At 55.6% G+C, this 25,590-nt stretch carries 27 protein-coding genes; 23 read left to right on the top strand and 4 right to left on the bottom strand.

What is annotated here, in order from left to right; all coding sequences use genetic code 11:
- Positions 1 to 3 precede the first annotated feature (3 nt).
- The 8 genes from gyrA to HUV30_RS15685 all read left to right on the top strand — a co-directional run bounded on the left by gyrA (position 4) and on the right by HUV30_RS15685 (position 9,330).
- Positions 4 to 2,439, top strand: coding sequence for a DNA gyrase subunit A (gene gyrA / locus HUV30_RS15720; RefSeq protein WP_174406452.1), 2,436 nt, complete (start codon positions 4 to 6; stop codon positions 2,437 to 2,439).
- Positions 2,440 to 3,225 (top strand): tetratricopeptide repeat protein, encoded by a 786-nt coding sequence (locus HUV30_RS15715; protein WP_174406451.1) that lies wholly within the window; start codon positions 2,440 to 2,442, stop codon positions 3,223 to 3,225.
- Between the two features lie 17 nt (positions 3,226 to 3,242).
- Positions 3,243 to 3,887, top strand: coding sequence for a LysE family translocator (locus tag HUV30_RS15710; RefSeq protein ID WP_174406450.1), 645 nt, complete (start codon positions 3,243 to 3,245; stop codon positions 3,885 to 3,887).
- 194 nt (positions 3,888 to 4,081) lie between these two features.
- Positions 4,082 to 4,579 carry a peptide deformylase gene (def, locus tag HUV30_RS15705; protein WP_174406449.1) on the top strand — a complete coding sequence of 166 codons (498 nt, stop codon included), beginning with the start codon at positions 4,082 to 4,084 and terminating at the stop codon, positions 4,577 to 4,579.
- A 4-nt stretch (positions 4,580 to 4,583) separates the two neighbouring features.
- The gene (gene fmt, locus HUV30_RS15700; RefSeq protein WP_243452218.1) at positions 4,584 to 5,570 is read left to right on the top strand and encodes a methionyl-tRNA formyltransferase; all 987 of its coding nucleotides are present in this window, start codon (positions 4,584 to 4,586) and stop codon (positions 5,568 to 5,570) included.
- Between the two features lie 198 nt (positions 5,571 to 5,768).
- The gene (locus HUV30_RS15695) at positions 5,769 to 6,671 is read left to right on the top strand and encodes a DUF116 domain-containing protein (protein WP_174406448.1); all 903 of its coding nucleotides are present in this window, start codon (positions 5,769 to 5,771) and stop codon (positions 6,669 to 6,671) included.
- A 391-nt stretch (positions 6,672 to 7,062) separates the two neighbouring features.
- Positions 7,063 to 8,070: an NAD-dependent epimerase gene (locus tag HUV30_RS15690; protein WP_174406447.1), complete on the top strand. Its 1,008-nt coding sequence runs from the start codon at positions 7,063 to 7,065 to the stop codon at positions 8,068 to 8,070.
- Between the two features lie 486 nt (positions 8,071 to 8,556).
- Complete coding sequence (locus HUV30_RS15685) at positions 8,557 to 9,330, top strand: ParA family protein (RefSeq protein WP_174406446.1); 774 nt, start codon at positions 8,557 to 8,559, stop codon at positions 9,328 to 9,330.
- A 23-nt stretch (positions 9,331 to 9,353) separates the two neighbouring features.
- Here HUV30_RS15685 and HUV30_RS15680 read toward each other — a convergent pair whose 3' ends face one another.
- The gene (locus HUV30_RS15680) at positions 9,354 to 9,806 is read right to left on the bottom strand and encodes a hypothetical protein (protein WP_174406445.1); all 453 of its coding nucleotides are present in this window, start codon (positions 9,804 to 9,806) and stop codon (positions 9,354 to 9,356) included.
- Between the two features lie 83 nt (positions 9,807 to 9,889).
- Between HUV30_RS15680 and HUV30_RS15675 the strand changes: the two genes are divergently transcribed.
- The 10 genes from HUV30_RS15675 (at position 9,890) to HUV30_RS15630 (ending at position 17,887) form a co-directional block, all read left to right on the top strand.
- A complete protein-coding gene (locus HUV30_RS15675) occupies positions 9,890 to 10,807 on the top strand; it encodes a ParB/RepB/Spo0J family partition protein (protein ID WP_174406444.1) in 918 nt (305 codons plus the stop codon).
- Between the two features lie 74 nt (positions 10,808 to 10,881).
- A complete protein-coding gene (locus HUV30_RS15670) occupies positions 10,882 to 11,892 on the top strand; it encodes a bifunctional heptose 7-phosphate kinase/heptose 1-phosphate adenyltransferase (protein WP_174406443.1) in 1,011 nt (336 codons plus the stop codon).
- A gap of 80 nt (positions 11,893 to 11,972) precedes the next feature.
- Complete coding sequence (locus HUV30_RS15665) at positions 11,973 to 13,232, top strand: PP2C family protein-serine/threonine phosphatase (RefSeq protein WP_174406442.1); 1,260 nt, start codon at positions 11,973 to 11,975, stop codon at positions 13,230 to 13,232.
- Between the two features lie 87 nt (positions 13,233 to 13,319).
- Entirely contained in the window at positions 13,320 to 13,625 is a 306-nt protein-coding gene (locus HUV30_RS15660) for an STAS domain-containing protein (protein ID WP_243452217.1), read from the top strand.
- A gap of 18 nt (positions 13,626 to 13,643) precedes the next feature.
- Complete coding sequence (locus HUV30_RS15655; RefSeq protein WP_174406441.1) at positions 13,644 to 14,396, top strand: MlaE family ABC transporter permease; 753 nt, start codon at positions 13,644 to 13,646, stop codon at positions 14,394 to 14,396.
- 12 nt (positions 14,397 to 14,408) lie between these two features.
- Positions 14,409 to 15,182: an ABC transporter ATP-binding protein gene (locus HUV30_RS15650; protein ID WP_174406440.1), complete on the top strand. Its 774-nt coding sequence runs from the start codon at positions 14,409 to 14,411 to the stop codon at positions 15,180 to 15,182.
- Between the two features lie 72 nt (positions 15,183 to 15,254).
- On the top strand, positions 15,255 to 16,214 hold the full coding sequence (locus tag HUV30_RS15645; RefSeq protein ID WP_174406439.1) for an MlaD family protein: 960 nt from the start codon (positions 15,255 to 15,257) through the stop codon (positions 16,212 to 16,214).
- Between the two features lie 83 nt (positions 16,215 to 16,297).
- Positions 16,298 to 16,936, top strand: a complete 639-nt coding sequence (locus tag HUV30_RS15640) for an ABC-type transport auxiliary lipoprotein family protein (RefSeq protein ID WP_174406438.1) — start codon at positions 16,298 to 16,300, stop codon at positions 16,934 to 16,936.
- A gap of 54 nt (positions 16,937 to 16,990) precedes the next feature.
- Entirely contained in the window at positions 16,991 to 17,368 is a 378-nt protein-coding gene (locus HUV30_RS15635; protein ID WP_174406437.1) for a DnaJ family domain-containing protein, read from the top strand.
- 141 nt (positions 17,369 to 17,509) lie between these two features.
- Positions 17,510 to 17,887: a hypothetical protein gene (locus HUV30_RS15630; RefSeq protein WP_174406436.1), complete on the top strand. Its 378-nt coding sequence runs from the start codon at positions 17,510 to 17,512 to the stop codon at positions 17,885 to 17,887.
- Here HUV30_RS15630 and HUV30_RS15625 read toward each other — a convergent pair.
- Both HUV30_RS15625 and HUV30_RS15620 read right to left on the bottom strand, forming a co-directional pair.
- Complete coding sequence (locus HUV30_RS15625) at positions 17,877 to 18,272, bottom strand: type 1 periplasmic-binding domain-containing protein (RefSeq protein WP_205245247.1); 396 nt, start codon at positions 18,270 to 18,272, stop codon at positions 17,877 to 17,879. The two genes, HUV30_RS15630 and HUV30_RS15625, sit on opposite strands and share 11 nt — an antisense overlap.
- A gap of 350 nt (positions 18,273 to 18,622) precedes the next feature.
- Positions 18,623 to 20,332: an FAD-dependent oxidoreductase gene (locus HUV30_RS15620; RefSeq protein WP_174406434.1), complete on the bottom strand. Its 1,710-nt coding sequence runs from the start codon at positions 20,330 to 20,332 to the stop codon at positions 18,623 to 18,625.
- 944 nt (positions 20,333 to 21,276) lie between these two features.
- Here HUV30_RS15620 and HUV30_RS15615 point away from each other — a divergent pair.
- From HUV30_RS15615 to HUV30_RS15600, 4 genes are all read left to right on the top strand, one after another.
- Positions 21,277 to 21,840, top strand: coding sequence for a peroxiredoxin family protein (locus HUV30_RS15615; protein WP_174406433.1), 564 nt, complete (start codon positions 21,277 to 21,279; stop codon positions 21,838 to 21,840).
- Between the two features lie 9 nt (positions 21,841 to 21,849).
- Positions 21,850 to 22,455, top strand: a complete 606-nt coding sequence (locus HUV30_RS15610; RefSeq protein WP_243452216.1) for a peroxiredoxin — start codon at positions 21,850 to 21,852, stop codon at positions 22,453 to 22,455.
- Positions 22,456 to 22,527: 72 nt separating this feature from the next.
- Positions 22,528 to 23,118 (top strand): VOC family protein, encoded by a 591-nt coding sequence (locus HUV30_RS15605; RefSeq protein WP_174406432.1) that lies wholly within the window; start codon positions 22,528 to 22,530, stop codon positions 23,116 to 23,118.
- A gap of 313 nt (positions 23,119 to 23,431) precedes the next feature.
- Positions 23,432 to 23,722, top strand: coding sequence for a MucR family transcriptional regulator (locus tag HUV30_RS15600; RefSeq protein WP_174406431.1), 291 nt, complete (start codon positions 23,432 to 23,434; stop codon positions 23,720 to 23,722).
- Positions 23,723 to 23,780: 58 nt separating this feature from the next.
- Here the strand turns inward: HUV30_RS15600 and speD are convergent, their stop codons facing one another.
- Positions 23,781 to 24,137, bottom strand: coding sequence for an adenosylmethionine decarboxylase (speD, locus tag HUV30_RS15595; protein ID WP_243452215.1), 357 nt, complete (start codon positions 24,135 to 24,137; stop codon positions 23,781 to 23,783).
- Between the two features lie 380 nt (positions 24,138 to 24,517).
- Here speD and HUV30_RS15590 point away from each other — a divergent pair, with 380 nt between their 5' ends.
- The gene (locus tag HUV30_RS15590) at positions 24,518 to 25,579 is read left to right on the top strand and encodes an ABC transporter substrate-binding protein (protein ID WP_174406429.1); all 1,062 of its coding nucleotides are present in this window, start codon (positions 24,518 to 24,520) and stop codon (positions 25,577 to 25,579) included.
- Positions 25,580 to 25,590: the final 11 nt, after the last annotated feature.

The following is a 25,590-nucleotide window of genomic DNA, read 5'->3' as shown; positions in this document are numbered from 1 at the left end:
AACGTGTCGAATACAGTAACCATCGAACAAGAGCTTAAGAAGTCCTATCTTGAGTATTCTCTGAGTGTTATCATAGGCCGGGCCATTCCTGACGTGCGTGACGGGCTCAAGCCCGTTCACCGCCGTATCATGTTCGCGCAGCACGAGCTGGGCAACGGCTGGAACCGTGCCCACAAGAAGTCTGCGCGCGTGGTCGGTGACGTTATCGGTAAATACCATCCCCACGGTGACTCTGCAGTCTACGACGCCATTGTGCGTATGGCGCAGCCGTTCTCCATGCGCGACCTGCTGGTTGATGGCCAGGGTAACTTCGGTTCCATCGACGGCGACGCCGCGGCAGCCATGCGTTACACTGAAGTGCGCATGTCCCGCCTTGCCGGCGAGTTCCTTTCCGACATCGACAAGGAAACCGTCGACTTTAAGCCCAACTACGACAACACCCTGCTGGAACCTTCTGTTCTGCCCACCAAGGTACCAAACCTGCTGCTGAACGGTTCTTCCGGTATCGCGGTGGGTATGGCCACCAACATTCCGCCGCACAACCTCGGCGAGCTGGTGGACGCGCTGCTGCTGTTGCTGGATAACCGCGACTGCACCGTTGAAGACCTGATGCAGTTCGTGAAGGGACCCGACTTCCCCACCGGCGGCTTCTGCTATGCCGGTCAGGGCCTGCGCGATGCCTACACCACCGGCCGCGGCACCGTGAAGATTCGCGGCAAGGTGGAGATTGAAGAGCGCAAGAAGGGTTTCCAGTCCATCATCATTACGGAAATTCCGTTCGCGCTGAACAAGTCCAGCCTGGTTGAAAAGATTGCCGCACTGGTGAACGACCGCAAGATCGACGGTATTACCGACCTGCGTGACGAATCCGACCGCAAGGGTATCCGCGTGGTCATGGATCTGAAGCGCGGCACCATTCCTGAAATCGTCATCAACGCGCTGTACAAGTTCACGCCGCTGGAAAGTTCTTTCGGCATCAACATGCTTGCGGTTGTGGGCAACCGTCCGCAGACGCTGACGCTCAAGAGCGCGCTGTCGTATTTCATCGAACACCGCCGCGAAGTTATCATTCGCCGCACCCGCTACGATCTGCGCAAGGCCGAAGCACGTGCTCACATCCTCGAAGGTCTGCGCATTGCGCTGGATAACATCGACGAAGTGGTGCGCATTATCCGTGCTTCCAAGACGCCTCAGGATGCCAAGACCGGTCTTATGGAGCGCTTCAGTCTCTCCGAGATCCAGTCTCAGGCCATTCTTGATATGCGCCTGCAGCGCCTGACCAACCTTGAGCATGAAAAGCTGATCGAAGAATACACCGAACTGCTCAAGCAGATCGAGTGGTTCAAGTCCATTCTTGATAATCGTGAAGTGCTGCAGGGTGTTGTACGCGATGAGCTGACCCAGCTCAGGGAGAACTTTTCGACTCCCCGCCGCACCACCATTGAAGCAGAGCTGGACGGCATCGACATCGAAGACCTTATCCCCGATGAAGATGTTGTCATCACGCTTTCGCGTCGCGGCTACATCAAGCGCACCACGCTGGAATCTTACCGCGCCCAGAAGCGTGGCGGCAAGGGTGTTGCGGGTGTGCATACCGGCGACGGCGACTTTGTGCAGGACTTCCTGACCACCACCAACCACCAGTTCCTGCTGCTCTTTACCAACAAGGGCCGCATGTTCCAGTTGAAGGTGCATCAGATTCCCGAAGGCAGCCGTACCGCCAAGGGCGTGCACATTGCCAACCTGCTGCCGCTGGAGGAGAACGAATTCGTCACCACCGCACTTTCCGTACGCGACTTTGACGAGAACAAGTTCTTCCTCTTCGCTACCAAGCGCGGCATGGTCAAACGCTCCAGTGCCGACCTGTATGGCAAGTGCCGCAGAACCGGCATTATTGCCGTGGGTATGCGCGACGATGATGAACTCATCATGGTGCGCGAGGTTAACGACCAGTGCGATGTGGTGCTCACCACGCAGGAAGGCATAGCCATACGCTTCAGCTGCCGCGACGTCCGTCCCATGGGCCGCGGTGCCTCAGGCGTGAAGGGCATTGCCCTGCGCGGCAAGGACGAGGTTGTGGCCTGCGTTACCCTTTCTCAGGACACCACTTCCGAGATTATGACTGTTTCCGAAAACGGTTACGGCAAGCGCACGCGTCTGGAACTGTACAGAGTGCAGTCCCGTGGCGGAAAGGGAATCATCAACTTCAAGGTAACGCCCAAGACCGGTCCCGTTCTCGGTGCGATACCTGTTGAACTCGAAGATGAGCTCATTCTGCTCACGTCCGACAACAAGATCATCCGCATGAACATAAAGGAAGTTCGCAGCGTCGGCCGCGCCACACAGGGCGTGCGCCTCGTTTCCCTCAACGAGGGCGGACTTGTGGTTGGTTTTGACCGTGTGCAGGAACGTGAAGACAGTTTCGAAGAACAGGAATAAATGAAACAGACGCTGCTTGCAGTATTGCTGATATCCATCCTCGCCTCCGGTTGCTCCTCGCAGCCGGAGGCCGAGGATGATCTCGTTTCTGCCCGTAAGGCCTATGTTGAACGGCAGTATCTGGAGGCGGAGCGTCTGTACGAACGCTATCTCAAGATTCATCAGCAGAGCGCCGAGCGATGGGAAGTGTGGAACAAGCTCTACGAGCTTGCCTACAACGTCCGCAATAACAGTCAGGACGCCATGGAACTGCTTGAGGCCATGTTTCTCGAGTTTGGTGATCAGGCCGGACGCGCCAAGGATATTCTCTATCGTCTCGGTGCGCTGTGCATGGATACCAGAAACATGGATAAGGCCATTGAGGTATGGCAGCGTCTGCTCAATCTTCCGGAAAGCACACCTGTAGATCAGGCCAAGGCCTATCGCAATATAGGCGAAGCCTATCTGTATACCGGTGATTACGACCTTGCCATTGATGCTCTGAGAGCCTGTGTGGAGCTCAAGGTAAACGATCTTGAGCATGCGCGTTGTCTCTTTGATCTTGCGCAGACCCAGTTCTACCTCGAGAACTACCATGCGGCCGAGAAGACGCTGGAGCAGGTCATACAGACCCCGAACATGGATGAGGAGCTGCATGCCCTTGTGGTTCTGCTGCTTTCAGACGTGTACGATCAGCTTGGCAAGACGAAGCAATCCATCGTGCTGCTGGAAAGTATTCTGCACACCTATCCCAACCCCATGGCCATTGAAAAACGACTGGAGTACCTGCACCAGCGCGTAAAGTAGCGCCGGCTCCGGAGGTGATGGTGGATATTTTTGCTCTGGCGGCGTTTGCCGCAGCCATGTTCGTTCTTGCCATAACACCCGGCCCGGGTGTTTTTGCGGTTACAACTCGGGCCATGACATCGGGCATGTCGCATGCCCTTGTGCTTGCTACGGGGCTTCTGCTCGGCGACATGGTCTACCTTCTGTTTGCCATATACGGTTTAAGCGCGCTGGCGAGCTCTCTGCACGAAGTTTTCACCGTAATCCGATATGTGGGCAGCGCCTATCTTATCTGGCTCGGCATTTCCCTTATTCGCACCCGTAACGAATCGTTATCGCTTCCCTCGGCCGGTGGGGTGCGCACCTCATCGCGCGGTGCATCGTTCAAAAGCTGTGTTGCCGATCTGCTCACGGGGTTTTCCGTCACTCTTGGCAACCCCAAGGTTATTTTCTTTTATCTCAGCTTTCTGCCTACCTTCATGGACCTGACCACGCTTACGTCCGTTGATGTGCTTTCAGTATGTATTACGGCATTCGGCGTTTCCTTTGCGGTTCTTTCCGTCTATGCCTGCCTCGCCAACCGCAGCCGCAGATTTTTCGTCAACGCCAGAGCCCGTAAGCGCCTCAATCGCACGGCCGGGTGTGTGCTTGCTGCAACCGGCATTGCGCTTGCGGTAGAGTAGTCGGGACACATGCGCCTGTTTGCACCATGGTTATCCGGCCGTTATCTCCCTCAATACAGGTAGGACTTTTCCTCTTTTCATCGCTGCAATAAGTGCTTATGTTCTGGCACGTCAGGCGGTAATCATCTTTTCCGCCTTTTCACAAATTCAGAAAATTGCATGTAGTCATTATGACTATGTGCTTGGTATTATTCATGATAAGAGAAATATTGAAATATCCTGACGAACGTCTCGCAGTTGAGTGTGACGATATTGCCGAGATTACGGACGAGATTCGTCAGCTCGCCGCTGATATGGCCGAAACCATGTACAAGGAAGAGGGCATCGGCCTTGCCGCACCTCAGGTCGGTGAGCATTGCCGTCTCATTGTCGTGGACGTGAGCGGTCCTGAAAAGCGTGAAGAGCTCATGACGCTCATCAATCCCCGTCTGGACAATCTGGAAGGCGAGGTTGATTCTGAAGAAGGCTGCCTTTCCGTTGTGAACTATCGTTCCAAGGTCAAGCGTGCTGAAAAGGTGCGCCTGAGTGCCAAAGACCTGAACGGCAACGATGTGTGCATCGATGCGGACGGCCTGCTTGCCATCTGTCTGCAGCACGAAATTGACCATCTTTCAGGGACGCTTTTCATCGACAAGATCAGCCGACTCAAGCGGACCATGTACGATAACAAAGTCAAAAAGTGGTTGAAGTAGTAGCATGATGCGCGCTGTTTACATGGGAACTCCCGAATTTGCCGCAACTGTTTTGCGGCAGGTGGCTGAGTGGAGCGGGTGCGAGATTGTGGGTGTGTACACCCAGCCTGATCGTCCGTGCGGAAGAGGGCAGGTATGCAAGTTTTCCGAAGTGAAGGAGCTTGCGCTTGAGCTGGGGCTTACCGTGCACCAGCCGCTCAATTTCCGTAATGAAGAGGATGTGCAGATCCTTCGCGACCTGCGCCCGGATGTGCTGCTCGTTGCTGCATACGGCCTTATCCTTCCCCAGAAGGTTCTGGATATTCCCACGTATGGCGCCATAAATGTGCATGCTTCGCTGCTGCCCAAATATCGCGGTGCTGCGCCTATTCAGCGCGCCATCATGAATGGTGACCCCGTTACCGGCGTTACCATCATGCAGATGGAAAAGGGGCTTGATACCGGCCCGATCCTGCTGCAGAAGGCCATGGCCATTGGCATTGCAGATACCGCAGGCACCATGCATGACCAACTGGCAGCCATGGGCGGACGTCTTCTTGTGGAAGCGCTTGAGCTGCTCCCCAAGGGTGGCCTGCATCCCAAGCCGCAGAACGATGAACTCTCCACACACGCGGCCAAGCTTGAGAAGTCTGAAGGCGTTGTGGACTGGACCCAGCCGGCCAAAGTGGTGCATGCCCGCATCCGCGGTGTGTCTCCATGGCCGGGGGCCTATTTCATGATGCACAGGGCAGGGCAGAAGGATCTTCGCATTTCCATTGAGCCAGGTGAAATAGGACCTGCCATGGAGCCTGCTACCGATGGCAGTCTGCCTGCTCCGGGGTCTGTGCTCGGCCTGAAGGACGGCAAGCTTGTCATTGCCACCCGCGACCGCGAATATCACATTTCCATGCTTCGTCCTGCCAACAAGAAGCCCATGAATGCTGCTGCATTTCACTGCGGCTATCTGGGCAGCTGCGACGATGCCACCTGTTCCGGCGAAGGGTTGTGCTAGGCCTGTTACAGGCCTGTGCCCCTTGTTGAAACATCGTCAGGGCCTGCTGAGTGCAGGCCCTTTTTTATTTGTCAGCCTACGTTTATGAATGGTGTGCAGGGGGTGAGTAATGACTCCGCATCTTGCACTTCCGTCCGGATAAGGTATGCTGTGCCTAAGCGGTTCGATTGCTTAAAACCATTTACCCCTGCAGGCTGAATGATACGAAGAAGACACCCATCCGCAACCACTCCGCAATCATCTGACGAGTATGGTCCGGAAGATTATTACGGGTCGCGCAAACGTCTGTTTATCGGTCTTATCACCGGTACAAGCATTCTGTTGTGCACCATCCTGCTGCTGTTCTGGATAATTCCCTATATCGGGCTTGCAAACATCCACCCGCTGCTCCCCTATCTCACCGGAGCATTCCTTTTTGCACTTATCGCGGTTATCGCGTGGGCATCTCTGGGTCTTGTGCTGCATATTCTCAAAGGGCGGCCCGTCCTTGGTACCCAGCGCATGCGCGGGCTTACCATCAAGCTTTTTCTGCCCCTCATGGTGTTGCTGGCCCGTTTTCTCGGCATTTCCAAAGAGCGTGTCCGTCACTCCTTCATCAAGGTGAACAACGAGCTTGTGCGGTCCGAAAACGGTACGTTTGAACCGCACGAGATACTCATTCTCACACCGCACTGCCTGCAATCCAGCGAATGCTCCATCCGCCTTTCGTATAATGTGGATCACTGCAAACGTTGCGGCAAATGCCCCGTGAGCATGTTGTTGCGGTTGCGCGACCATTACGGTGTGCAGTTCGCCGTTGCCACCGGCGGAACCATTGCACGGCGTATTGTGGTGCAGAAGCGGCCCAGGATGATCATTGCGGTAGCCTGCGAACGCGACCTTACCTCCGGCATTCAGGATACCTATCCGCTGCCAGTGTTCGGCGTGCTGAACGAGCGGCCTAACGGACCTTGCCTTGATACCTTTGTTCCTGAAGAAACCATGGAAAAGGCACTGCGCTTGTTCCTCAAAAATCCTCCGCTTCCTATCTCGCTCAATGCGGCTGTTTACGGCGCAGACAAATCTTCTCCACCGACTGTCTCTGCAGAGGGTGAAGAGTAGGGTGTGCAAACTGTGTTGAGTCATGAAAAATTGACCAAAGGGGGTCTTCGGACCCCTTTTGCATGACCTTCGTATTTTCGATATAATCGTTTTTTTTGGTGATTTTGATATATGGGCCGGACCGGATTGCTTTGCGGCTCAGAGGGGGGATTACGGCTGATTGACAGGGGGGCTGGTTTGCACATGTAAGCCGGGCTGTAAATTCATCTGAATTGATGCTTCCCATCAGAATTTCCGTTTGTGCGGTGCTGGCATATCAGCCGATATGATGCTACAAATCGCCAGCCTGCCCCTCGCCACTTCATTTTTTTCCGGACGTTTTCCGGTATCATGTTTTTCGCAGGCATCTTTTTTTCAATGACAAGCAAAACGAACGAACAAGGAATAGAGCATGCATATTCTTGTTACAGGCGCAGCCGGATTCATAGGCTTTTCCCTTTCGCGCAGATTTCTGGCAGAAGGGCATACCGTAGTCGGTCTTGATATCCTGAACGACTATTACAGTGTGGAACTCAAAAAGACCCGTCTTGGCATTCTGCTCGAGAACAAGAACTTCAAGCATGCCTATGTGGACCTTGCCGATCGTCCTGCCATGGCAAAGCTGTTTGCCGAAGAAAAGTTCACCCACGTGGTGAACCTTGCTGCGCAGGCAGGCGTGCGCTACTCCATTGAAAATCCGAATTCCTATGTCGATTCCAACCTTGTCGGCTTCTGCAACATTCTGGAAGGCTGCCGCCATAACAAGGTAGAGCACCTTGTCTACGCATCTTCCAGTTCTGTGTACGGGCTGAACACCACCATGCCCTTCAGCGTGCATGACAACGTGGATCACCCCATCAGCCTGTATGCTGCCAGCAAAAAGGCGAACGAGCTCATGGCGCATACCTACAGCCATCTGTACCGTCTGCCCACCACCGGCCTTCGCTTCTTCACGGTGTACGGACCCTGGGGCCGCCCCGACATGGCACTCTTCCTCTTCACCAAGGCCATTCTGGAAGGCAAGCCGATCAATGTGTTCAACCACGGCAAAATGCGCCGCGACTTTACCTACATTGACGACATCGTTGAAGGCGTGGTCCGCGTAACCAAGCGCACCGCTGAACCGAATCCCAACTGGTCCGGTGAAGCTCCCGACCCGTGCACCAGCCCTGCACCGTACCGCCTCTACAACATCGGCAACAACAACGTGGTGGAACTTGGCCACTTCATCGAAGTGCTTGAAGACAAGCTCGGCATGAAGGCCCAGAAGAACATGCTGCCCATGCAGCCCGGCGACGTTGCCGCCACCTACGCCAATGTGGATGATCTTATCGCCGACACTGGCTTTAAGCCCAGCACCTCGGTGGAAGAGGGCATCAGCAAGTTTGTCGATTGGTACCGCGACTACTACAAGGTGTAATACGCAGCTCCTTGATTTTTCCGTATGGAAGGCCCGCCTTGTGCGGGCCTTTTTTATTGCCGGTTCTGCCAGTTCTTAGAGCTGCGGATCATGTCTGCTTAACTGGTTTTCGCCAATCAGAGTTGCCATTGAGCGTATGTTTTACTTCTGTTCTACGCTTGTGATTCCTTAATGTGAGCGTTGTAATCGCCATTTCGTATTACGCTTTAACTTCACTTTAACATGTAGTTTGTTTCACGTGAAACATTCACTCTCCAAATTGCGAAGAGGCAAAATTTTTCCAAAAAAAGATTGTGGGTGGCAAAATCCCCCGTAGGCCATGCGTGCTGCAGGTTAAGCAGCTGATAAGTAGTCAATGTAAGTGGAAGGGTGAGTTGACACAAAACGTTCCATTTTCTAGCTAGTGAAGGTACGCATGTGCATTTGGATGATTCTTGATGTTTCACATGAAACATGTCCACACAACCAACGTAGAATGAGGTCGACGTGGCCAGGATTATCGCTGTAGCCAACCAGAAGGGCGGAGTAGGGAAGACGACCACATCCATAAACCTTGCCGCATCTTTGGCTGTTATGGAAAAAAGGGTGCTGGTAGTAGATTGCGACCCGCAGGCAAACTGCTCTAGCGGGCTGGGACTGGATCATGAAACCATGCCCAATAACCTGTACACCACCTTCTTTCAGCCTGAAGAGGCGCTGGAAGCAGTGTATGAAACAAACACTCCCTTCCTTTCCATTCTGCCTTCCACCACCGATCTGGTAGCCATTGAGCTTGAACTGGTGGATAAAATGGGGCGGGAATACTATCTGCAGGATGTGCTCAATACGCTTGAATCGCGTTTTGATTATATTCTGTTGGACTGTCCGCCCTCGCTGGGGCTGATTACGCTGAATGCCCTGTGCGCTGCGCGGGAACTGCTTGTTCCGCTGCAATGCGAATTTTTTGCGCTTGAAGGTATAGTGAAGCTGCTGCAGACCTTTGAGCAGGTGAAAAAGCGCCTTAACCCCAATCTTAACCTGCTTGGGGTAGTGCTCACCATGTACGATGTGCGCAACAGATTGTCCCGACAGGTGAAGAATGAAGTGCGCAAATGCTTCCCCGACCACCTGTTTGAAACAGTGGTGCCGCGTAACGTGCGTTTGTCTGAGGCGCCGAGCTTCGGGCGTTCCATCATTCATTATGATGTAAAATCAAAAGGCGCGGAGTCCTATCTCGCACTGGCCAAAGAGGTTGTGCTGAGAAGGCCCCCGCGCCCGTAATACGCGTTGTAGTGTGTTTGTAACTAGTCGATGATGGTTCCGCAGCTACCAACCGTGTTGCTCGTATTGGTGGCGGTTGCCTCAAAGCATATGTGGTCTTTGAAGTGCTTTTTGCGGACGGTTGCCTTGCACTTCATGCAATGGAACACACACAACCCGCTCAAGCTGGTGTTTTTGAGGCGGAAAGGTTTTGCGGGGTCATGTTCCCAATCGGACGTTTTGCTACCGCATATTTTGCACTCCACCTCGGCACTGAACGGATACTTGAAATCCCAGAAATCCTTGAATTGCTGCCAGTCATCAAGGGGTTCAGGTTTCTCGCTGGCGAGAGTGGGGTACATGGTATCAAGAGCCTGCTCCAGAATGGGGGCAACCTTGCGGCTCACCATGTCCCATATTTGAGGGCTGAGCAAAACACCGTACATTGAGCCGTCCTTGGCATAGAGCTGGACGACGTGAGAATCTTTTTCAGACATGAATGCCTCCGTTTGCGCTTCGACTGACTAAGTTGAGGCTGTAGACTTAGGGCGAAATGACGGATTGTCAAGGAGTTATACAGATGGCAGGAGCACCAAGAGGTCTCGGTAGAGGGCTGGACGCCCTGTTCAAGTCGAATGAAGAACCGGTGGCAACCGGTGGCACCACTCCGAACACCCTTCCCCTGCGCATGCTGAAGCCGAACCCCAACCAGCCGCGCAAGGCATTTGCCGAAGAAGGGTTGGAAGAGCTTGCATCATCCATCCGGGCGCAGGGCGTGTTGCAGCCTCTGCTGGTCCGCCCCGTGAAAAACGGGGAAGAAACATTTTATGAAATCGTGGCCGGTGAGCGCCGCTGGCGTGCCAGCCGCATGGCCGGAATCCGCGAGGTGCCGGTCATCATCCGTGAAATGACGGACCTTGAGACTCTGGCCGTGGGGCTTATTGAAAACCTGCAGCGCGAAGACCTCAACCCCATGGAAGAGGCGCTCGGCATGCAGGAGCTCAAAGACAAGTTCGGCCTCTCGCAGGAAGATCTTTCGCAGAAGCTCAGCAAGAGCCGTTCTTCCATAGCCAACACGTTGCGCCTGCTGCAGCTTTCCGAGGCTGCAAGGGCCATGCTGCAGAACGGCACCATCAGTGCCGGACATGCGCGTACCCTGCTGGCGGTTGCTGAAGAGGTGCGGGATGAGATGCTTGAGCGCATCATCAAGCAGATGCTTACTGTGCGGCAGGCCGAAGCCATGGCTCAATACTGGAAGGCGCACGGCGAACTGCCCGCGCATGAAGGTGCTGAAGCGGTAAAGGAAGCAAAGGCACAGCGCCCTGCGATGGTTCTATCTCCGCGCATGAAGGATATTCACAGCACGCTTTCAACCGTCTTCAGCGGCAAGGTGGCTGTCAGCGGAACGGAAGAGAAGGGCAAGGTTACACTTTCCTTCTCCAGCCAGGATGAGCTGAATGAACTGCTGACCAGACTCGGCGTTACTGTAAACGGATAACCTGCATGACCGACTCCAGACTGATAATGGACTCCAGACTGACAATGGAATCAAGTTTGACGACGAAATCAGGAATGACGACTCGTGCTATGAGCGATATGGTCCCGCTTCTGGCGGGCAAGAAGGTGCTTCTCATAGGCGACGTGATGGTCGATGAATACCTTACCGGCGATGCGGAGCGCATTTCGCCCGAAGCGCCGGTTCCCGTGGTGCGGGTATTCAACGACAGGCACGTGCTGGGCGGCGCGGGTAACGTGGCCCGCAATATATGCAGCCTTGGCGGTATCCCCCACCTTGTGTGCATCACCGGCACGGGCAGCGGCGCAGACCTTCTGGATTCGCTGCTCACCACGGATTCCATCGAACATACCTTCATCCGCATAGCAGGCAGGAAGACCACGCGGAAAACGCGTATCATTGCCAGCCGGCAGCAGATGCTGCGCATAGACAGGGAAGACACATCTCCCATATCCGGCGAGGCACTTGAAGAAGTCTTCAAGGTCGTTTCGCAATGTATTGACGAATACGATGTCTGCATTGTGTCGGATTACGGCAAGGGGCTGGTGACCCAGACCTTCATGGAGCGGCTTACGGCGCTGTGCAGAAGCGCGGCACGTACCCCCAAAATTCTGGTCGACCCCAAAACGCCGAACTTCAAGTGGTACAAGAGCGTTTTCATGCTCACGCCCAACGCCAAGGAAACGAGCGAAGGCGCGAATATGCCCGTGGGTACGCAGGAAGAGATTATCGCCGCAGGGCAGGCCATCTTTGATCTGCTGGGCTGCGACAGGCTGCTCACCACCCTCGGACCGCAGGGTATGGCCCTGTTTGAAGGGCGGGAAAGCGTATGGCACATTCCCACCATGGCGCGTGAAGTATTTGATGTGACCGGCGCGGGCGATACGGTTATCGCCACGGCGGCACTGGCGCTGGCGGCGGGGCTTCCGTTGCTGGAATCATGCATGCTGGCAAACTATGCGGCGGGTGTGGTGGTTGGCCATGTAGGCGCGGCCACGGTCTCGCCGGAAGGGCTGGTAGAGGCCATCAACCGGTCCGGCGTGCCGGAAATAGAGCAGTGGGTCTGATGGTGTGACGCCGGTACCGTAGCGGGTGCACCGGCGGGTAACAGGGAACAACGTTGGGGGGGCTGATGGAGTTTCCGGATATGGCAACAAGACAAGAAAGCCGTCTGCGCAAGCTTATTCAGGCAAACCAGATGCTCGCGCAGATGGATTCCCTGCCGGAACTGCTGCCGCGGTTGCTTGAACTGGCGCAGGATGTGACGGATGCGGTGGCGTCGTCCATCCTGTTGTACGATGAAGAGCAGAACGTGCTCAGATTCGCTCTGGCCAGAAACGATTCTCCCGTTGTGGCGCAGCAGATTCTGGAAGGCGACTTTACCCTGCACATGGGCGAAGGCATTGCCGGCTGCGTTGCAGAATCACGAAAACCCATTCTGTGCAGCGGGAGCGACCCACGCATAAACCGTCTTGCAGATGTTGCAACCGGATTTACCACCCGCTCACTTCTCTGCGTTCCCATACTCTACAAGAATGAACTGCTGGGTGTGGCACAGGTGCTCAACCCGCACGACGGTGGTGATTTTACGACTGAAGATCTGGAGATTCTCGAGAGTTTTGCCCATCTGGCCGGTGTGGCGCTTGTGCGTTCCAAGTTGCTTGAGGCATTGCTGGAGCAGGAGCGCATGACCGTGCAGTTGCAGGCCGCAGCGCATATCCACAAGGCTTTTCTGCCCAGACTCCCGGCCATGCCGAAAGGCTGGAACGTGTGGGCCACAAGCAGGCCGGCCATCCATGTGGGCGGCGACATGTATGACTTCATTCCGCTGCCGGACGGCAGGCTTGTCACCTACATTGCGGACGTTGCGGGCAAGGGGCTTGGTGCGGCACTGGTCGGCACTGCGGTCTGGTCGCGCATCCGCAGCCATGCCGCAAGCGAAATAACTCCCTCGGGTATACTGAAAATATTGAACGAAATGCTGCTGAACGACATGGAAAACAACCTGTTTGTTACGGTATGCATTGCGGTGTACGATATGGCTGCACAGACCGTCACCTTTGCCAACGCCGGACACCTGCGTCCCTTGATTGTCAGTTCCGGCACCGTGCGGGAATTGCCTGTATCCACAGGGTTGCCGCTTGGCATAGAGCAGAATGTGCATTATGATGACACTTTGGTAGAATTGCGGTCAGGTCAGTCTCTGTTGCTGCTTTCTGATGGCATAACAGAGGCTTATGATGCCGCTCATGAACTGTATGGTGAAGAGCGTGTCATGGAATTGTTGCAGGCGGCCAGCTCGGCACCGTATGGCAGGGCACTGCTGGCGGCGGTGGATCTGTGGCAGGCGGGCATAGCCAGCAATGATGACATAACCTTACTGGAAGTCTGGCGTGATCCCGCATGATGGCCAGGCAAGATCGGAGTGTGGCCGGAGTATGGTCTGCCGGTTTGAAGCATGCAGCGGCAGAAGCAGCCGGACAGGAGGATGGCAATGGCGGCGAAGGATCTTTGGACTGCAAGCAAGGACAATGGGTTCATTACGTTGCGGGGGGAGATAGACTATTCAGTCACACCCGACGTGCGCAGCTTTCTGCTGGGCGCCGTCAGGGAAACCAGCGGCATTCTCAAACTGGACCTCGGCAATGTCAGCTATCTCGATTCATCGGGTCTGGCCGTTCTCATTGAAGCCCGCAGGGTGCTGATGATGGACGGAAGAGGCCTTGAGGTAACAGACGCCTCACCTCAGGTGCGCAAGTTGTTCAGCCTGACGCAGGTCGGCATTCTCTTCGGGATGTAGGAGCACACGAAATACACCATGTGGAGTGAGCTGACTATTCTTGCAAAGCTGATCAACGATCTGCTCAGGTGCTTCACGGGCATTTTACGGCACAGGCGCGCCTTTTATTCATGGCAGAGCTGGAACCACATGACCGCAGTGGGTACGGGTTCCGTCGGCATCGTCGCCATTATCGCCGCCTGTACAGGCATGATTCTCGCGTTGCAGGCCGCAGGGCAGCTCGAAAAGGTGGGGGCCCTCAGCTATGTGGCCAACATGGTGTCTGTCATCATCATCAAGGAACTTGGCCCGCTGCTCACTGCCATAATCCTCACCGGCCGCTCGGGCGCCTCGTTCTGCGCCGAACTGGCCACCATGAAAATTTCGGAAGAGATAGACGCTCTGCATGTTATCGGCATAGACCCCATACGGTTTCTCGTCTGGCCCAAACTGCTGGCCATGGCGGTTATGCTGCCCGTACTCACGCTCATGGCAGACCTTGTGGGCATAGTCTCCGGCGGGTTGTTCTCCGCCATATTCCTCGGCCTTACTCTCAAGACCTATTTTGAACAGTGCGTGAACTTTCTGACCGTGGGCGATGTATTCTCCGGTCTCATAAAGGCACTGGGCTTCGGAATAACCATTGCTGTCATTTCCTGCTGGCAGGGACTCATGGCCCGCGACGGTGCTGCCGACGTGGGCAGAAGAACCACAAAGGCAGTGGTGCAGTCCATCTTCCTGATCATACTGCTCGACTTCTTTTTCACCGCCATCAACTACACCTTCATGTAAGCGGGCACTGCAATGGCATCCAGACCCAAGGCACCAAGCATCACCACCAAAAATCTTGCGGTGGGGTACCCCGGAAACGTCACCCTGCGTGATGCCAACATTACACTGCCCGGCGGCAAGATATCCGTCATTCTTGGGGGCAGCGGGTGCGGCAAGTCAACGCTGCTGCGGCATATTCTCGGTCTGGCCGTACCCAGCGAAGGCAAGATTTTTATTGAAGACGAAGACCTGTTCGCCATGAGTCCGGACCGGTTCTACAAGCACAAGCGTAACATGGGCGTTCTATTTCAGGATGGCGCGCTGCTGGGGTCGCTGAGCCTTGGCGAGAATATTTCCCTGCCGTTGCTGGAGCACACAAATCTGGATGAAGGCACCATACAGACCATGGTGCGGCTCAAGCTCTCGCTGGTGGGGCTGGAACAGTTCATGGACTATTATCCCAACCAGCTTTCGGGCGGCATGCGCAAGCGGGCGGGACTGGCCCGTGCGCTGGTCATGGATCCGAGAATGCTGCTGTGCGATGAACCTTCTGCAGGACTGGACCCCATCACCGCGGCAGAGGTGGACAGGCTTATCCTTGATCTGCATGAGGCATTGGGTATGACCATTGTGGTTGTTACCCATGATCTCGACAGCCTTTTCACCATTGCGGAGCATGTTGTGGTGCTGCACGGTGGCAAGGTGTTGTTCGAGGGCGGCATAGATGCGCTGAAATCCACTGAAGATATTTACATCAGACAGTTTCTTGACCGGCAGCCCAACATCCGTCAGGCGCCCTTTTTGTAACCGGTCCTGCATGCAGGGCAGGTTGCGGAGAGAGCGGACGGGCTGCGGTAACATATTACGGGGAGAAGCAGTGTGCTGAATCAGGCAGCAGGAAAAAGGGAAATGGCCCGTGCCGGCGTAACGGTTGTTACGGGGCTTATCATATTAGGTCTTTTCATCATTGCTTTCGGCGGCCACCGGTTCTGGGAAAAGCTTGACCACTACGTCATACGCTTCAACGGGGTGAAGAATCTGGATGTGGGCAGGCCGGTCAAGTATGCGGGCATCAATGTCGGCCGTGTGCTGGAAATTGATGTGGACAAGGACGACCCCGGTCTCGTGCTTGTGGTGATAGGCCTGAAGGATGGTTTTACCGTGTACGACGGCACCATGGCGTCCATTTCGCAGAAAGGCATAGTGGGCGACAACTTCGTGCTGCTGAACCTTTCGCGCAAGGCCGGTCCGGCCCTGCCGCCAGGCAGCGAGATTCCGCAGGAACCCACACCGGACATCATGGAAGTTGCGGCATCCATGGCCACCATGGCCGCCAAGCTTGAACCGAAGATTTCAGAGATTGCAGACAGCCTGCGCGAATTGCTCAATACGGACAACCGCAAGCAGGTGCAGAGCATTCTTGTGGAGATGAACGGGCTTCTGAAGGATGCTCATGGTATGATCGGCGGACTGAACAGCGATTTCAAGGGCGTGGCACACGATGCCAGAGACGGCATACGGGAAACACGCCAGATGGTGAGCGAAACCCGACAGAATCTTAATGCTGCCATAAACAACCTTAATGCGGCCATAACCGGCGTGCACGGAGATACCGCAACAACCCTTAAGGTGCTGCGCACGCAGGTGGAGGCGGTGGGCGCCTCGGTTACCGGCCTGAGCGGCCAGCTGCAGAAGGATCTTGATTACGACCAGCGCGTGGTTGAAGAGATTCTCGACAATACAGCCGAACTTACCCACAATCTCAAGGTGCTCACCCAGTCGCTCAAGGAACGTCCGTGGCAGGTCATCTATCCTCCGGACGACAGGATGAAGGAGTAATCATGGCTCGTGTTCGCAAGAGTGTCCGGAACAGTATACACACTGGCGCCGCCAGTATCCGACGTGAATTCGCGTCAGGGAGTATGGCATTAGTGGCTGTCTTCCTTCTGGCTGCGGTGATGATCTCCGGCTGCGTGGGCAGCAAAATTCCTTCAGAGCAGATTCTGCGCATCGCGCCCCGTCAGGCTGCCGCAATGCAGGCCAACAGCACGGGCGACGGTACTCTTGGTACCTCGCACCGTTTCGGCGGACCGCTCATCCTCATGGAGAATTTCGAGAGCTTTCCTGCGCTGGACAGATCTGCCGTGATGATGGCGCGGGGCAATGTGCTCACCCCCAGCACCCGCTGGTACTGGGAAGGCGCTCCGGCATCCATTGCAACTGTCAGTATCGCATCGTCCCTGCAGGCCAACCGCGAGTACACGCTGGTGTGGCCCGCGCGCAACAGGCAGGAGCATCAGGCCGTGCTGACCGGCAGGGTGGAGCGCTTTGAAGTGCGTGAGCATGAGTCGGAAATGGTGATAAGCCTGCGCATGGCATTGTGGACCGAGCGGGGCAAGGTGCTTCTGCTCACCCGTTCCGTGGACGTGCATGAGCCTCTTTCCGCCATGACACCGCAGGCCATTGCCGATGCCGCTTCAAAGGGCATGGCTTCGGCAGCGCAATCCGTTGGCGAATGGCTGAAGACCGAAGGTTTGCAGGCCATAGCTGCACAGCACTAGGAGAGGCTGCCGCAGCCTGAGACAGGGCGCGGGCAGAAGAAAGAGGCCGGTAACATGAACATCATCGCCGCCATTGCGGAGCAGCGCATATCGGAAGCCACGGAAAAGGGCGAATTCAGGGAACTGCCCGGTGCGGGCAAACCGCTGGAACTGGATGACGATTCCATGGTGCCGCCGGACCTGCGCATGGCCTACAAGGTGCTCAGGAACGCAGGCTATCTGCCGCCGGAAGCGCAGGACATAAAGGATGCCACCACCATAATCGAGATGTTGCAGGGCAACGTGGATGAGCAGACCCGCTACCGGCAGATGCAGAAGCTGCAGGCCATTTTTTTCCGCATGCGGGAACGCGGTCATGCAGCCGTGGTGATGGATATGGAAAATGAGTATTACGAAAAAGTTGTAAATCGTATTACGATAAGTAAGCGTTAGCCGGTGTGCGTTTTCCGCTGGTCATGAAGGCGGGAGCCGTGTACCAAATCCGACCGGCATGCAGCATCGGGCTGTACCGGTACTGATTGATTCTGTCTGCGCCCATGCGGGGCGCAATCCAATATACGGAGAGGGAAACACATGCCTCTGGTAGTAGAAGTGAATTCAGACGTCTTTATCGTGGAAAAGCACATGGAAGACGGCGGCCACGAAATGGACGTATACGGCAAGGTGCTGTTCGCGGAAGATGAGGAGAACGACATCATCCTGTTCTTCCCCCAGTGCGACAAGTCCACTTTCGAGCGGATCAAGGTTGGCGAAGCCTATGCCGTGCGCGGGCTTGCTTCCGTGTTTGCGGAAGAGGGCGGCCTTGTATCCATCCAGTATCTGGAGCCCGACGTGCATCGCATGGACGTGCTTTCTCTGAGCAGCGAAGACCGTCAGGAACTTTCTGACGAAATATCCCGCCTGCGCGCCAAGTTCCTTGAAGGCAGGGAAGAGGGCGAGATTACACAGTAAGAATGAAATCGTATTTGCCCACGCCCTGAATCAGCAGGTACTCCACCGGTTCGTCACCGGGATTGGATACCGAATGGCTGGTGAGGGGGGGCACGGAATGGCGCTCTCCGGGAGCGAGAGAAACGGCGACTTCGGTCGCCTTTTCCTTTGGCTGCGGGGTGCCGGTCTGTTCCCCGCTGGTGATTGCGGCTACCGCATGTTCGGTAACAACAACGGGACCGCTCAGCCCGACCATGGTGTCGGTGATCTCGGTGTGAAAATGCTGCGGAGAAGATTCGCGGGGCCCGAGGCGCATGACCCTGACAAGAACGTTCCGGGTGTTGATGATTGTCTCGTGGTTCGGCTGGGTCATGGTGTGTTCTCCGATGGTATGCTGGATCTGCATGCACAATGCCTGCGGTGATGCTCTTGTATTCGAGAGTGTTTATGTGGTCGGGGGTAAAATGGGAATCAGGTTTTCCCCCTCACCAGAGGTGATGATAGGGGAAGCAAAAAGCAAACGTCAATGTCGTTGGTCGGGGAATACAGGGGGCGCTGATCGAAATGCACTGTAATAAATGTGGCATCTCAATAAAATGATGTATCGCAGCAAATTGCGGTTTGCAGCGGGTAAAATCGCAACGCGCACAGTTGCGGTATAAGCGATTAAAAAAGGAAAAGCGGCTTGCGGTTCGCGTCCCAATGAAAAACCGCCCTTTCGGGCGGTTTTGTGCATTTAAATGGGGTGCGGTGCAGCTAAATGGCTGAGCCGATCTTTTTCTGGGCAACCATGCCGCCGGCAGCGGATTTTACATCGCCGCGACCCAGTTCGTTGAGCAGCAGCATGGCTTCGTACGAGCGCAGGCCGGTGTTGCAGATAACCACTATAGGTTTGTCTGCAGGCACTTCATTTATCCGGGCACGGATTTCCTCGTTGGGAATGTTGTGCCAGCGGCCGGGATATTTTTCCACAAGAGGCTGGGCGTTGCCGGAAAGGCGGGTATCGATGAAGCACATTTCGTCGGTGTCGCAGTTGCCCCATGCTTTGGCGAACTCGGCAGGGGTCATCATGTGATTGCGACCTTCCAGCACGTTTTCGGTTACGTTGCCAAGAGCGTTCACAATGTCCATGGCAGAGGCGAAGGGTGGTGAGTAGACCACTTCGAGGTTAGAAACCTCTTCAATGGTGCTGTGTGCCTTGAGCAGCGGTACCACGGCGTTTATGCGTGCGGTAAGCGCATCGCCCAGTTCGCTCATGCCCTGAATGCCGAGCACGCGGCGGGTGGGCTTGTCCACAACCAGTTCAAGGGACATGAGTGCCTTTTCGGGGAAGAAGTGGGCGCGGTCAAACTGCTCCACATGCACGCTGATGGCGTCAAAGCCTTCCTTCACGGCGTTTTCGATGGTCAGGCCCGCGCCGCATGCAGACTGATCAAAGAGTTTTACCACCCAGCCGCCGACTGCGCCGGGGAAAGTGTCCTTGCCGCCCGCAAGGTTGGTGCCGATAACGCGGCCCTGACGGTTGGCCATGGAGCCGAGCGGGTAGTAGCCGCGTTTGCCCGTCACGAGGTTGGGTATGGTGACGCAGTCGCCGCCGGAGTAAATATCGGGATCGTTGGTACGCATGTATTCGTCAACGATAATGGCACCGCGCGGGTCGCATTCAATGCCCGCTTCTTTGGCAAGGCCGGTGTTGGGGGAAACGCCTGCTGCCAGCACCACGAGGTCGGCTTCGATGGTGCGCTTGTTGGTGACCACGCGGGCCACGGCACCGTCTTCGCCTTCGAAGCGCTGCACGGACTCGCCGAGCAGAACGGTCACGCCCTTTTCCTCAAGGTCGTGCTGGGCCATGGTGGCCATGGACTTGGAAAGGAAGTTGGGCAGAACCTGATCCTGCAGTTCCACAACAGTGGTTTCAATGCCCCACATGTCGGCAAAGGCCACGGCCATTTCAAGGCCGATGAAACCCGCACCCACGATAACGGCGCTGTTCACCTGACCGGCGGCAACGGCATTGCGAAGCATCTCGGCTTCATCAAGATTGGTGGCCGCGGATATGCCGGAAAGGTTGATGCCTTCAAAGGGGGGCAGGTTGGCCTTGGAGCCCATGGCCAGCACCAGCTTGTCATAGTGCAGGGTGTCGGTCTTGCCGGTGAGCACGTCGACGATCTCAACAGTCTTTTCCGCACGGTTCACCTTGGTGGCGCGGGTGTTGGTCAGAACGTCAACGTCCTTGTTGGTTTTGAAAAAGGCTGCGTCGCGCACTATGTGGTAGGGCGTGGACTGCAGATCGGTGACGCTGTTCACTTCACCGGAAACGAAATAGGGAATGCCGCAGCCGCCGTAGGAAATGCGCGGAGCCTGATCTATGAGCGTGACCCTGGAGCCGGGTTCGAGGCGTTTGAAACGGCAGGCGGCCTTGGGCCCCAGTGCCACCGCGCCGATGACAACAACATGCTTGGACATGGAGGTTCCTCCGAAATCACGTGCTTGCGACGGTTACTGCCGTCGATCATGAATTGGGCCGTCCGTCATGCCTGATGGGGGTATGTAGCTGGGCGGCGGAAACCAGTGGCTGCAAAGAGAAACCAACGGGAATTCCTTTGCGGGGCAGGACGTTGCCTGAATACGCAGCTTCCGCTCGCAGGTCAAATCCTACCCGAAAGGTAGGTCTAATGCCTTCCGGCTCATTTGGCAAGGTCTGTGTGTATTTACTGCCGCAGAAGAGGGCAGTTGGCGCGGCAAAAATAGGGGGGTATGCAAAAAAGAAGTCGTGCGCGTTCCGGTGACCGGCGTTCTCATGCATTCAGTCCGATGGTGGACATTGCAATGAGACTATTCGCGCACGACATGCAGGTTTACGTCAGTATCTTCCCTGCTCATGGGCAACTCACTTTGCCGATATATGGGAACATCTCTTCCAGAAGTATCCTCCTTAATCATGTTTGCAACACGCCTCTGCCGCGTTTTGTGCCTGCCGGTGACCGGCTGTGCCCTGTCGGGTGTATCCGTAACAAAGGGCCGATCGCACACTGGATTGATGATGGGCAACTCAATTTGCCAATGTACTATGTCAACGATAGATCGTAATTCCCTGCTAGCCTTCGTAAAAAAGATGTACAAAGACGACCCCGGGCGATTACCGTTTGTTGAAATATACGACATATGCATAACCGTGTCTACGGTGTTGCAGTAAATATTATAGTCATATCTTGCAGTAAGATAGAAAGGTTATATTTTATAACGTGCTGTGTAATTTGATAATATTCACGAATTCAGCGTTGCAGTTCTATGCATTGGCACACCTGTCCGGTGGTGAAACTGAAGCATGTCATGGCAACTGGACAGCAAAGGCTAGACCGCTGTACTAGTATAAATGCAAGACTGACCTTTGATAAGGAGAGTGGGATATGAAGCGTCCGAATTTGCTGCTCATTTTGGCTGTTCTGCTGGTACCGCTGCTGGCGGGCACACTGCATGCCGAGCCCTTGAAAGCCGGTGAAGCGTTTCCCGATGTCGTGCTTTCGGGCGATCTGACTGCTGTGCAGAAGGACTATCTGGGGCTCACGGGGGAAGGCCCCTGGACGCTCAAGGACGTGAAAGCAGACTACGTGCTCATAGAGGTATTCAGCATGTACTGCCCGCATTGCCAGGCGGAAGCGCCTGCCGTGAACGAACTTTATGAGCTGATGAACGCATCACCCCATGCGGGCGCCATGAAGCTCATCGGCATAGGCGCGGGCAATTCGCGGTTCGAGGTGCAGTTCTTCAGAAAGAAGTATGGTATTTCCCTGCCGCTGTTCGAGGATACGGAACTTGCCCTGCACACGCAGCTGGGGCAACCCGCAACACCGCATTTCTATCTGGTGAACCTCAAGGGCGGCCAGCTGGAAACCCTGTATTCGGAAACAGGGCGCATGAAATCACCCGCGGCGTTCTTTACGAAGCAGAAGCAGGCCGCGGGCCTTAAATAGGAGGTGCCCATGCTCCGTCATCATTCATATTGCAGGCTGGTCCTGCTTCTGGCGGCTCTGATGCTGTGTTCGGCCGGTTCCGCATGGGCGGTAGTGGACCCTGCGCAGCTGTTTGACCCCGGGCGTCTGAAACCCGTGGACAGCGTGCTCAAGGTGGCCGTGGGGCAGGCTGCGCCTGACTTCAGTCTGCCTTCGCTCAGTGGGGGCAAGGTTTCTCTGTCGGAGTTTCGCGGAAAGAAGAACGTGGTCATCAGTTTTGTGCCTGCGGCCTTCACGCCCGTTTGTTCCGACCAGTGGCCGGGGTATAACATTGCACGCGAGCTGTTCGAGGCGCACGATGCGGTTCTGCTTGGCATAACCACGGATAATCTGCCCTCGCTGTATGCGTGGACGCACCAGATGGACGCAGGCGGCCTGTGGTTTCCCGTACTATCAGATTTTTGGCCGCACGGCGCAGTGGCATCAGCCTACGGGCTTCTCCGGACGGAAGGTGTGAGCGAGCGGGGCATCATCATTGTCGACAAGCAGGGTATCATCCGGTACGTCTCGGTATCCGACATAAATCTTCGCCCTGAACTGGGCAGCATCATGAAGGAACTGGAAGCGCTGCAGTAGGCGCTCCAAAAGATGACGCTGCGGGCTTGCTGCAGCATTCAAGCACGATCTCAACCTCATTTTGAAATCAGCATGACACGATATACCGGCGTTAATCATCTGGCCATGGCCACGGGCGACATGGATGCCACCGTGCGCTTCTGGCGCGATCTGTTGGGAATGCGGCTTGTGGCGGGACTGGGGCATGAGGGCTACCGTCAGTATTTCTTCGAGATATCGGCAACGGACATGATTGCCTTTTTCGAGTGGGAAGGCGTGGAACCGCTTGTGGAAAAAGACCACGGGGTCCCCGTGCGGGGCAGATACGCCTTTGACCATGTGGCAGTGGGGGTGGCTGATTCCGAGGCCTTGTGGGAGATACGCGACAGGCTGGAAGGGGCGGGCATATGGGTTTCCGAACCGGTGGATCACGGCTTCATCCACTCGGTGTATACCTTCGACCCCAACGGTATAGCTTTGGAATTCAGCTGCATGGTGCCGGGGGTGGATGTGCGCGAGCATCCGCGTATGACGGACAGCGCGCCGTGCGCCGCGGCACTGCAGGGGCCTGAGCCTGTTGCCGGAGTATGGCCGGAAGGAACACCCACTCCGGCAGAGGACCGCATGGTCTATCCGGGTGAGGGACATGATTTTTTGCACCGCAAACGCAACCGGTGGGACTAAGCGGGTATTGTGGAAATAATGGTCCCGCACAGCAGAACAACGGCGCAGATATTGATGTCTGCGCCGTTTCTTGTTGCAGGGAGAATGCCGCAGAGGGCGGCCCCTGTTGTGCGGGAGGTAGAAAATACGATTGTAGGCTTGTTTTATTGTATAAAATAATGGCAACGGTCTTGGGTGATGCTTAAATAGTCTGTGGTGAGTGATTTGTATCCTCATGGGGGACCATCACATACACGCTGAAACTACAGGGGGGGAGTGCGGCACTGCCGGACACAATGCCGGAAAGTACGCACAAGGCCCGAAGGAGTACCGTATGGATGAGTATCTGAAACAAGCGCTGGAGATCATCAAGGCTCAGGCATCGGTGCGTACCATGACGGAAGAAGAGATCAGCTCCATGATGCGGAGCATTGCTCTTTCCATCAAGCAGATTGCCGAAGGTGCGGAGGCAGAAACGGTAGCGCCTGAGACGGAACAGGACCCGACCAAGGTGATAAAGGAAAAGTCCATTACCTGTCTCGAGTGCGGCAAGGCCTTTATGGCGCAGTGGAAGGAATGGTCCGACGTGACGGAAAAGGTCTACTACAGCTCAATGCTGAAGTAGGCGTTCCTGACAGAAAAAGAGAAAGCGCGCTTCTGACGACAAGGTCAGTGGCGCGCTTTTATTGTGCGTTGCCCCGTTCAAATTCACGTATGGTGGCGTTGCCCGCCCGCAGGCGTTCCGCAAGCAGATCGCAGGCAGCGCGGGGCTGGCAGGTGCTGCCGCAGGTGAAGATGTCTGCGGCGGCGTATCCGGCTTCCGGCCATGTGTGGATGGATATGTGCGATTCACCCAGCAGGCCGAGGGCTGTTACGCCCTGCGGTGCAAAGGCGTGACTGGTCAGGGAGAGCAGGGTGGAGCCTGCGGCGGCTGCGGCGTCCGTTATGGCCTGCCGGATGAAGGCTTCATCGTTCAGCAGGTCAGCGGAACAGCCGGTAAGTTCCAGCAGGCAGTGGGTTCCGGTTACGGTGGTGGTCACGGGCATGTCTCTTTGCAGTGTGTCGCGTGCGTCTCTGGCCGGGGATTCGGACGGGGGAGCTTCCCTGCGGGGTGTGATGCCATGCATCGGCCCGGGTGGCAACCTTCTGCTGGTTCGGGGGATATCCGGTTTCATATCAATGCCCGCATAGCCGATATACGATAGCCTGAAAATTGTTGAGCTGATAGGCAGTGAGCTGCGCCAGTGGTCCTGGGAAAACAAGTGGTACATATTGTTATGTATGATGCAGGCACTGGCAACGTATGTTCCTTTCTGATTTTGATGTGTCATGCTTTACCTTTGCTATCTCTCACGGTAGATAATTATGGGCAGTGGCAGGAAGGGGGGATTGGGGTGTTCATCAAAAATCCGGTGGAATTATGATCGCACATATCCGGAAACTGTTTGAAGTGGTGTCCGTCGGCATTTTTGTCCTGAGTCTGGCTTCTCAGGCCGGAGGGCAGGAAATCCCGAGGGTTTTTATCCTTCACAGTTATGAACTCGAACATGTCTGCGGTGAGCCGCAGCATGTGGGGGTGTTGCGCGGACTGGCGGAAAGCGGATTCACCGAAGGGGTGAATCTTGCGGTGCAGACCTTTCCCATGGACACCAAGCGGGTGAACAATACCCCGCAGCTTATGCGCCTGCAGGCCGAGCTGGCAAAAAAAGCCATTCGCGCGTTCAGTCCTGATGTGCTGGTAACGCTGGATGACAACGCCTTTCGCATGGTTGCGCTGGAATTTGTTGATTCGCAGATGCCGGTGGTATTTTCCGGTCTGAACATGCGTCCGGAAACGTGTGTTGCGGGCAAGCGGTGGCTTGAATCCCGTGAACAGCCGGGACACAACATCACTGGCGTGCTGGAGAAGCTGCACTCGCTCACGGCGCTCAGGGTGCAGCGCAAGATTTTGCAGTCGCTGGATACCGTGTTCGTGATCGCGGATAATTCTACCACTGGGCAGGCCGGAATGGAGCAGTTTCATGAGGAACTGGCTGCCGAGCCGCATGACTTTGCCGTGCGGGAAATGGTGACGGACAGCTGGGAGGAGTATCAGCGCCAGATGCTGGCAGCCTGCAACGACAGCGAGATTGATACCATCTATCCCATGGCTCTGCTGCTCAAGGATGCCTCTGGCAGGGCGTATACCGCGCCGGAAATTTTGAAGTGGACCTCGAAGATCTGCCGCAAGCCCAGCATTCCCATCAACTATTCCTTCGTAAAGCTGGGCGTGATGGGCGGTGTGGGCGTTGATTTTGAACATATGGGCATGCAGGCCGGCAGAATTGTCGGGCGGCTGCTCAAGGGTGAAAAGCCCGGAAACATCCCGTTGGAGCAGGCAGAGCGCTATGCGCTGGTGTTCAATCTGAAGCGGGCAAAGGAACTGGGCATAGTCATTCCTGAAGATATTTTGCTGGCTGCGGACTATGTATACACAGAGTAATGTTTTTTATG

Origin of the sequence: Desulfovibrio subterraneus (assembly GCF_013340285.1) — a bacterium.
GTDB lineage: Bacteria > Desulfobacterota > Desulfovibrionia > Desulfovibrionales > Desulfovibrionaceae > Halodesulfovibrio > Halodesulfovibrio subterraneus.
The sequence above is the reverse complement of the archived record's forward strand: the minus strand, read 5'-3'. Positions and strand labels throughout refer to the sequence as shown.

What these genes read in the sequence shown, in the direction of transcription:
- HUV30_RS15715 (WP_174406451.1), top strand. Translation starts at nt 2,440, where the DNA reads ATGAAACAGACGCTGCTTGCAGTATTGCTGATATCCATCCTCGCCTCC.
- HUV30_RS15710 (WP_174406450.1), top strand. Translation starts at nt 3,243, where the DNA reads ATGGTGGATATTTTTGCTCTGGCGGCGTTTGCCGCAGCCATGTTCGTT.
- def (WP_174406449.1), top strand. Translation starts at nt 4,082, where the DNA reads ATGATAAGAGAAATATTGAAATATCCTGACGAACGTCTCGCAGTTGAG.
- fmt (WP_243452218.1), top strand. Translation starts at nt 4,584, where the DNA reads ATGATGCGCGCTGTTTACATGGGAACTCCCGAATTTGCCGCAACTGTT.
- HUV30_RS15695 (WP_174406448.1), top strand. Translation starts at nt 5,769, where the DNA reads ATGATACGAAGAAGACACCCATCCGCAACCACTCCGCAATCATCTGAC.
- HUV30_RS15690 (WP_174406447.1), top strand. Translation starts at nt 7,063, where the DNA reads ATGCATATTCTTGTTACAGGCGCAGCCGGATTCATAGGCTTTTCCCTT.
- HUV30_RS15680 (WP_174406445.1), bottom strand. Translation starts at nt 9,806, where the DNA reads ATGTCTGAAAAAGATTCTCACGTCGTCCAGCTCTATGCCAAGGACGGC.
- HUV30_RS15675 (WP_174406444.1), top strand. Translation starts at nt 9,890, where the DNA reads ATGGCAGGAGCACCAAGAGGTCTCGGTAGAGGGCTGGACGCCCTGTTC.
- HUV30_RS15670 (WP_174406443.1), top strand. Translation starts at nt 10,882, where the DNA reads ATGACGACTCGTGCTATGAGCGATATGGTCCCGCTTCTGGCGGGCAAG.
- HUV30_RS15665 (WP_174406442.1), top strand. Translation starts at nt 11,973, where the DNA reads ATGGCAACAAGACAAGAAAGCCGTCTGCGCAAGCTTATTCAGGCAAAC.
- HUV30_RS15660 (WP_243452217.1), top strand. Translation starts at nt 13,320, where the DNA reads ATGGCGGCGAAGGATCTTTGGACTGCAAGCAAGGACAATGGGTTCATT.
- HUV30_RS15655 (WP_174406441.1), top strand. Translation starts at nt 13,644, where the DNA reads ATGTGGAGTGAGCTGACTATTCTTGCAAAGCTGATCAACGATCTGCTC.
- HUV30_RS15650 (WP_174406440.1), top strand. Translation starts at nt 14,409, where the DNA reads ATGGCATCCAGACCCAAGGCACCAAGCATCACCACCAAAAATCTTGCG.
- HUV30_RS15640 (WP_174406438.1), top strand. Translation starts at nt 16,298, where the DNA reads ATGGCATTAGTGGCTGTCTTCCTTCTGGCTGCGGTGATGATCTCCGGC.
- HUV30_RS15635 (WP_174406437.1), top strand. Translation starts at nt 16,991, where the DNA reads ATGAACATCATCGCCGCCATTGCGGAGCAGCGCATATCGGAAGCCACG.
- HUV30_RS15630 (WP_174406436.1), top strand. Translation starts at nt 17,510, where the DNA reads ATGCCTCTGGTAGTAGAAGTGAATTCAGACGTCTTTATCGTGGAAAAG.
- HUV30_RS15625 (WP_205245247.1), bottom strand. Translation starts at nt 18,272, where the DNA reads ATGCAGATCCAGCATACCATCGGAGAACACACCATGACCCAGCCGAAC.
- HUV30_RS15620 (WP_174406434.1), bottom strand. Translation starts at nt 20,332, where the DNA reads ATGTCCAAGCATGTTGTTGTCATCGGCGCGGTGGCACTGGGGCCCAAG.
- HUV30_RS15615 (WP_174406433.1), top strand. Translation starts at nt 21,277, where the DNA reads ATGAAGCGTCCGAATTTGCTGCTCATTTTGGCTGTTCTGCTGGTACCG.
- HUV30_RS15610 (WP_243452216.1), top strand. Translation starts at nt 21,850, where the DNA reads ATGCTCCGTCATCATTCATATTGCAGGCTGGTCCTGCTTCTGGCGGCT.
- HUV30_RS15605 (WP_174406432.1), top strand. Translation starts at nt 22,528, where the DNA reads ATGACACGATATACCGGCGTTAATCATCTGGCCATGGCCACGGGCGAC.
- HUV30_RS15600 (WP_174406431.1), top strand. Translation starts at nt 23,432, where the DNA reads ATGGATGAGTATCTGAAACAAGCGCTGGAGATCATCAAGGCTCAGGCA.
- HUV30_RS15590 (WP_174406429.1), top strand. Translation starts at nt 24,518, where the DNA reads ATGATCGCACATATCCGGAAACTGTTTGAAGTGGTGTCCGTCGGCATT.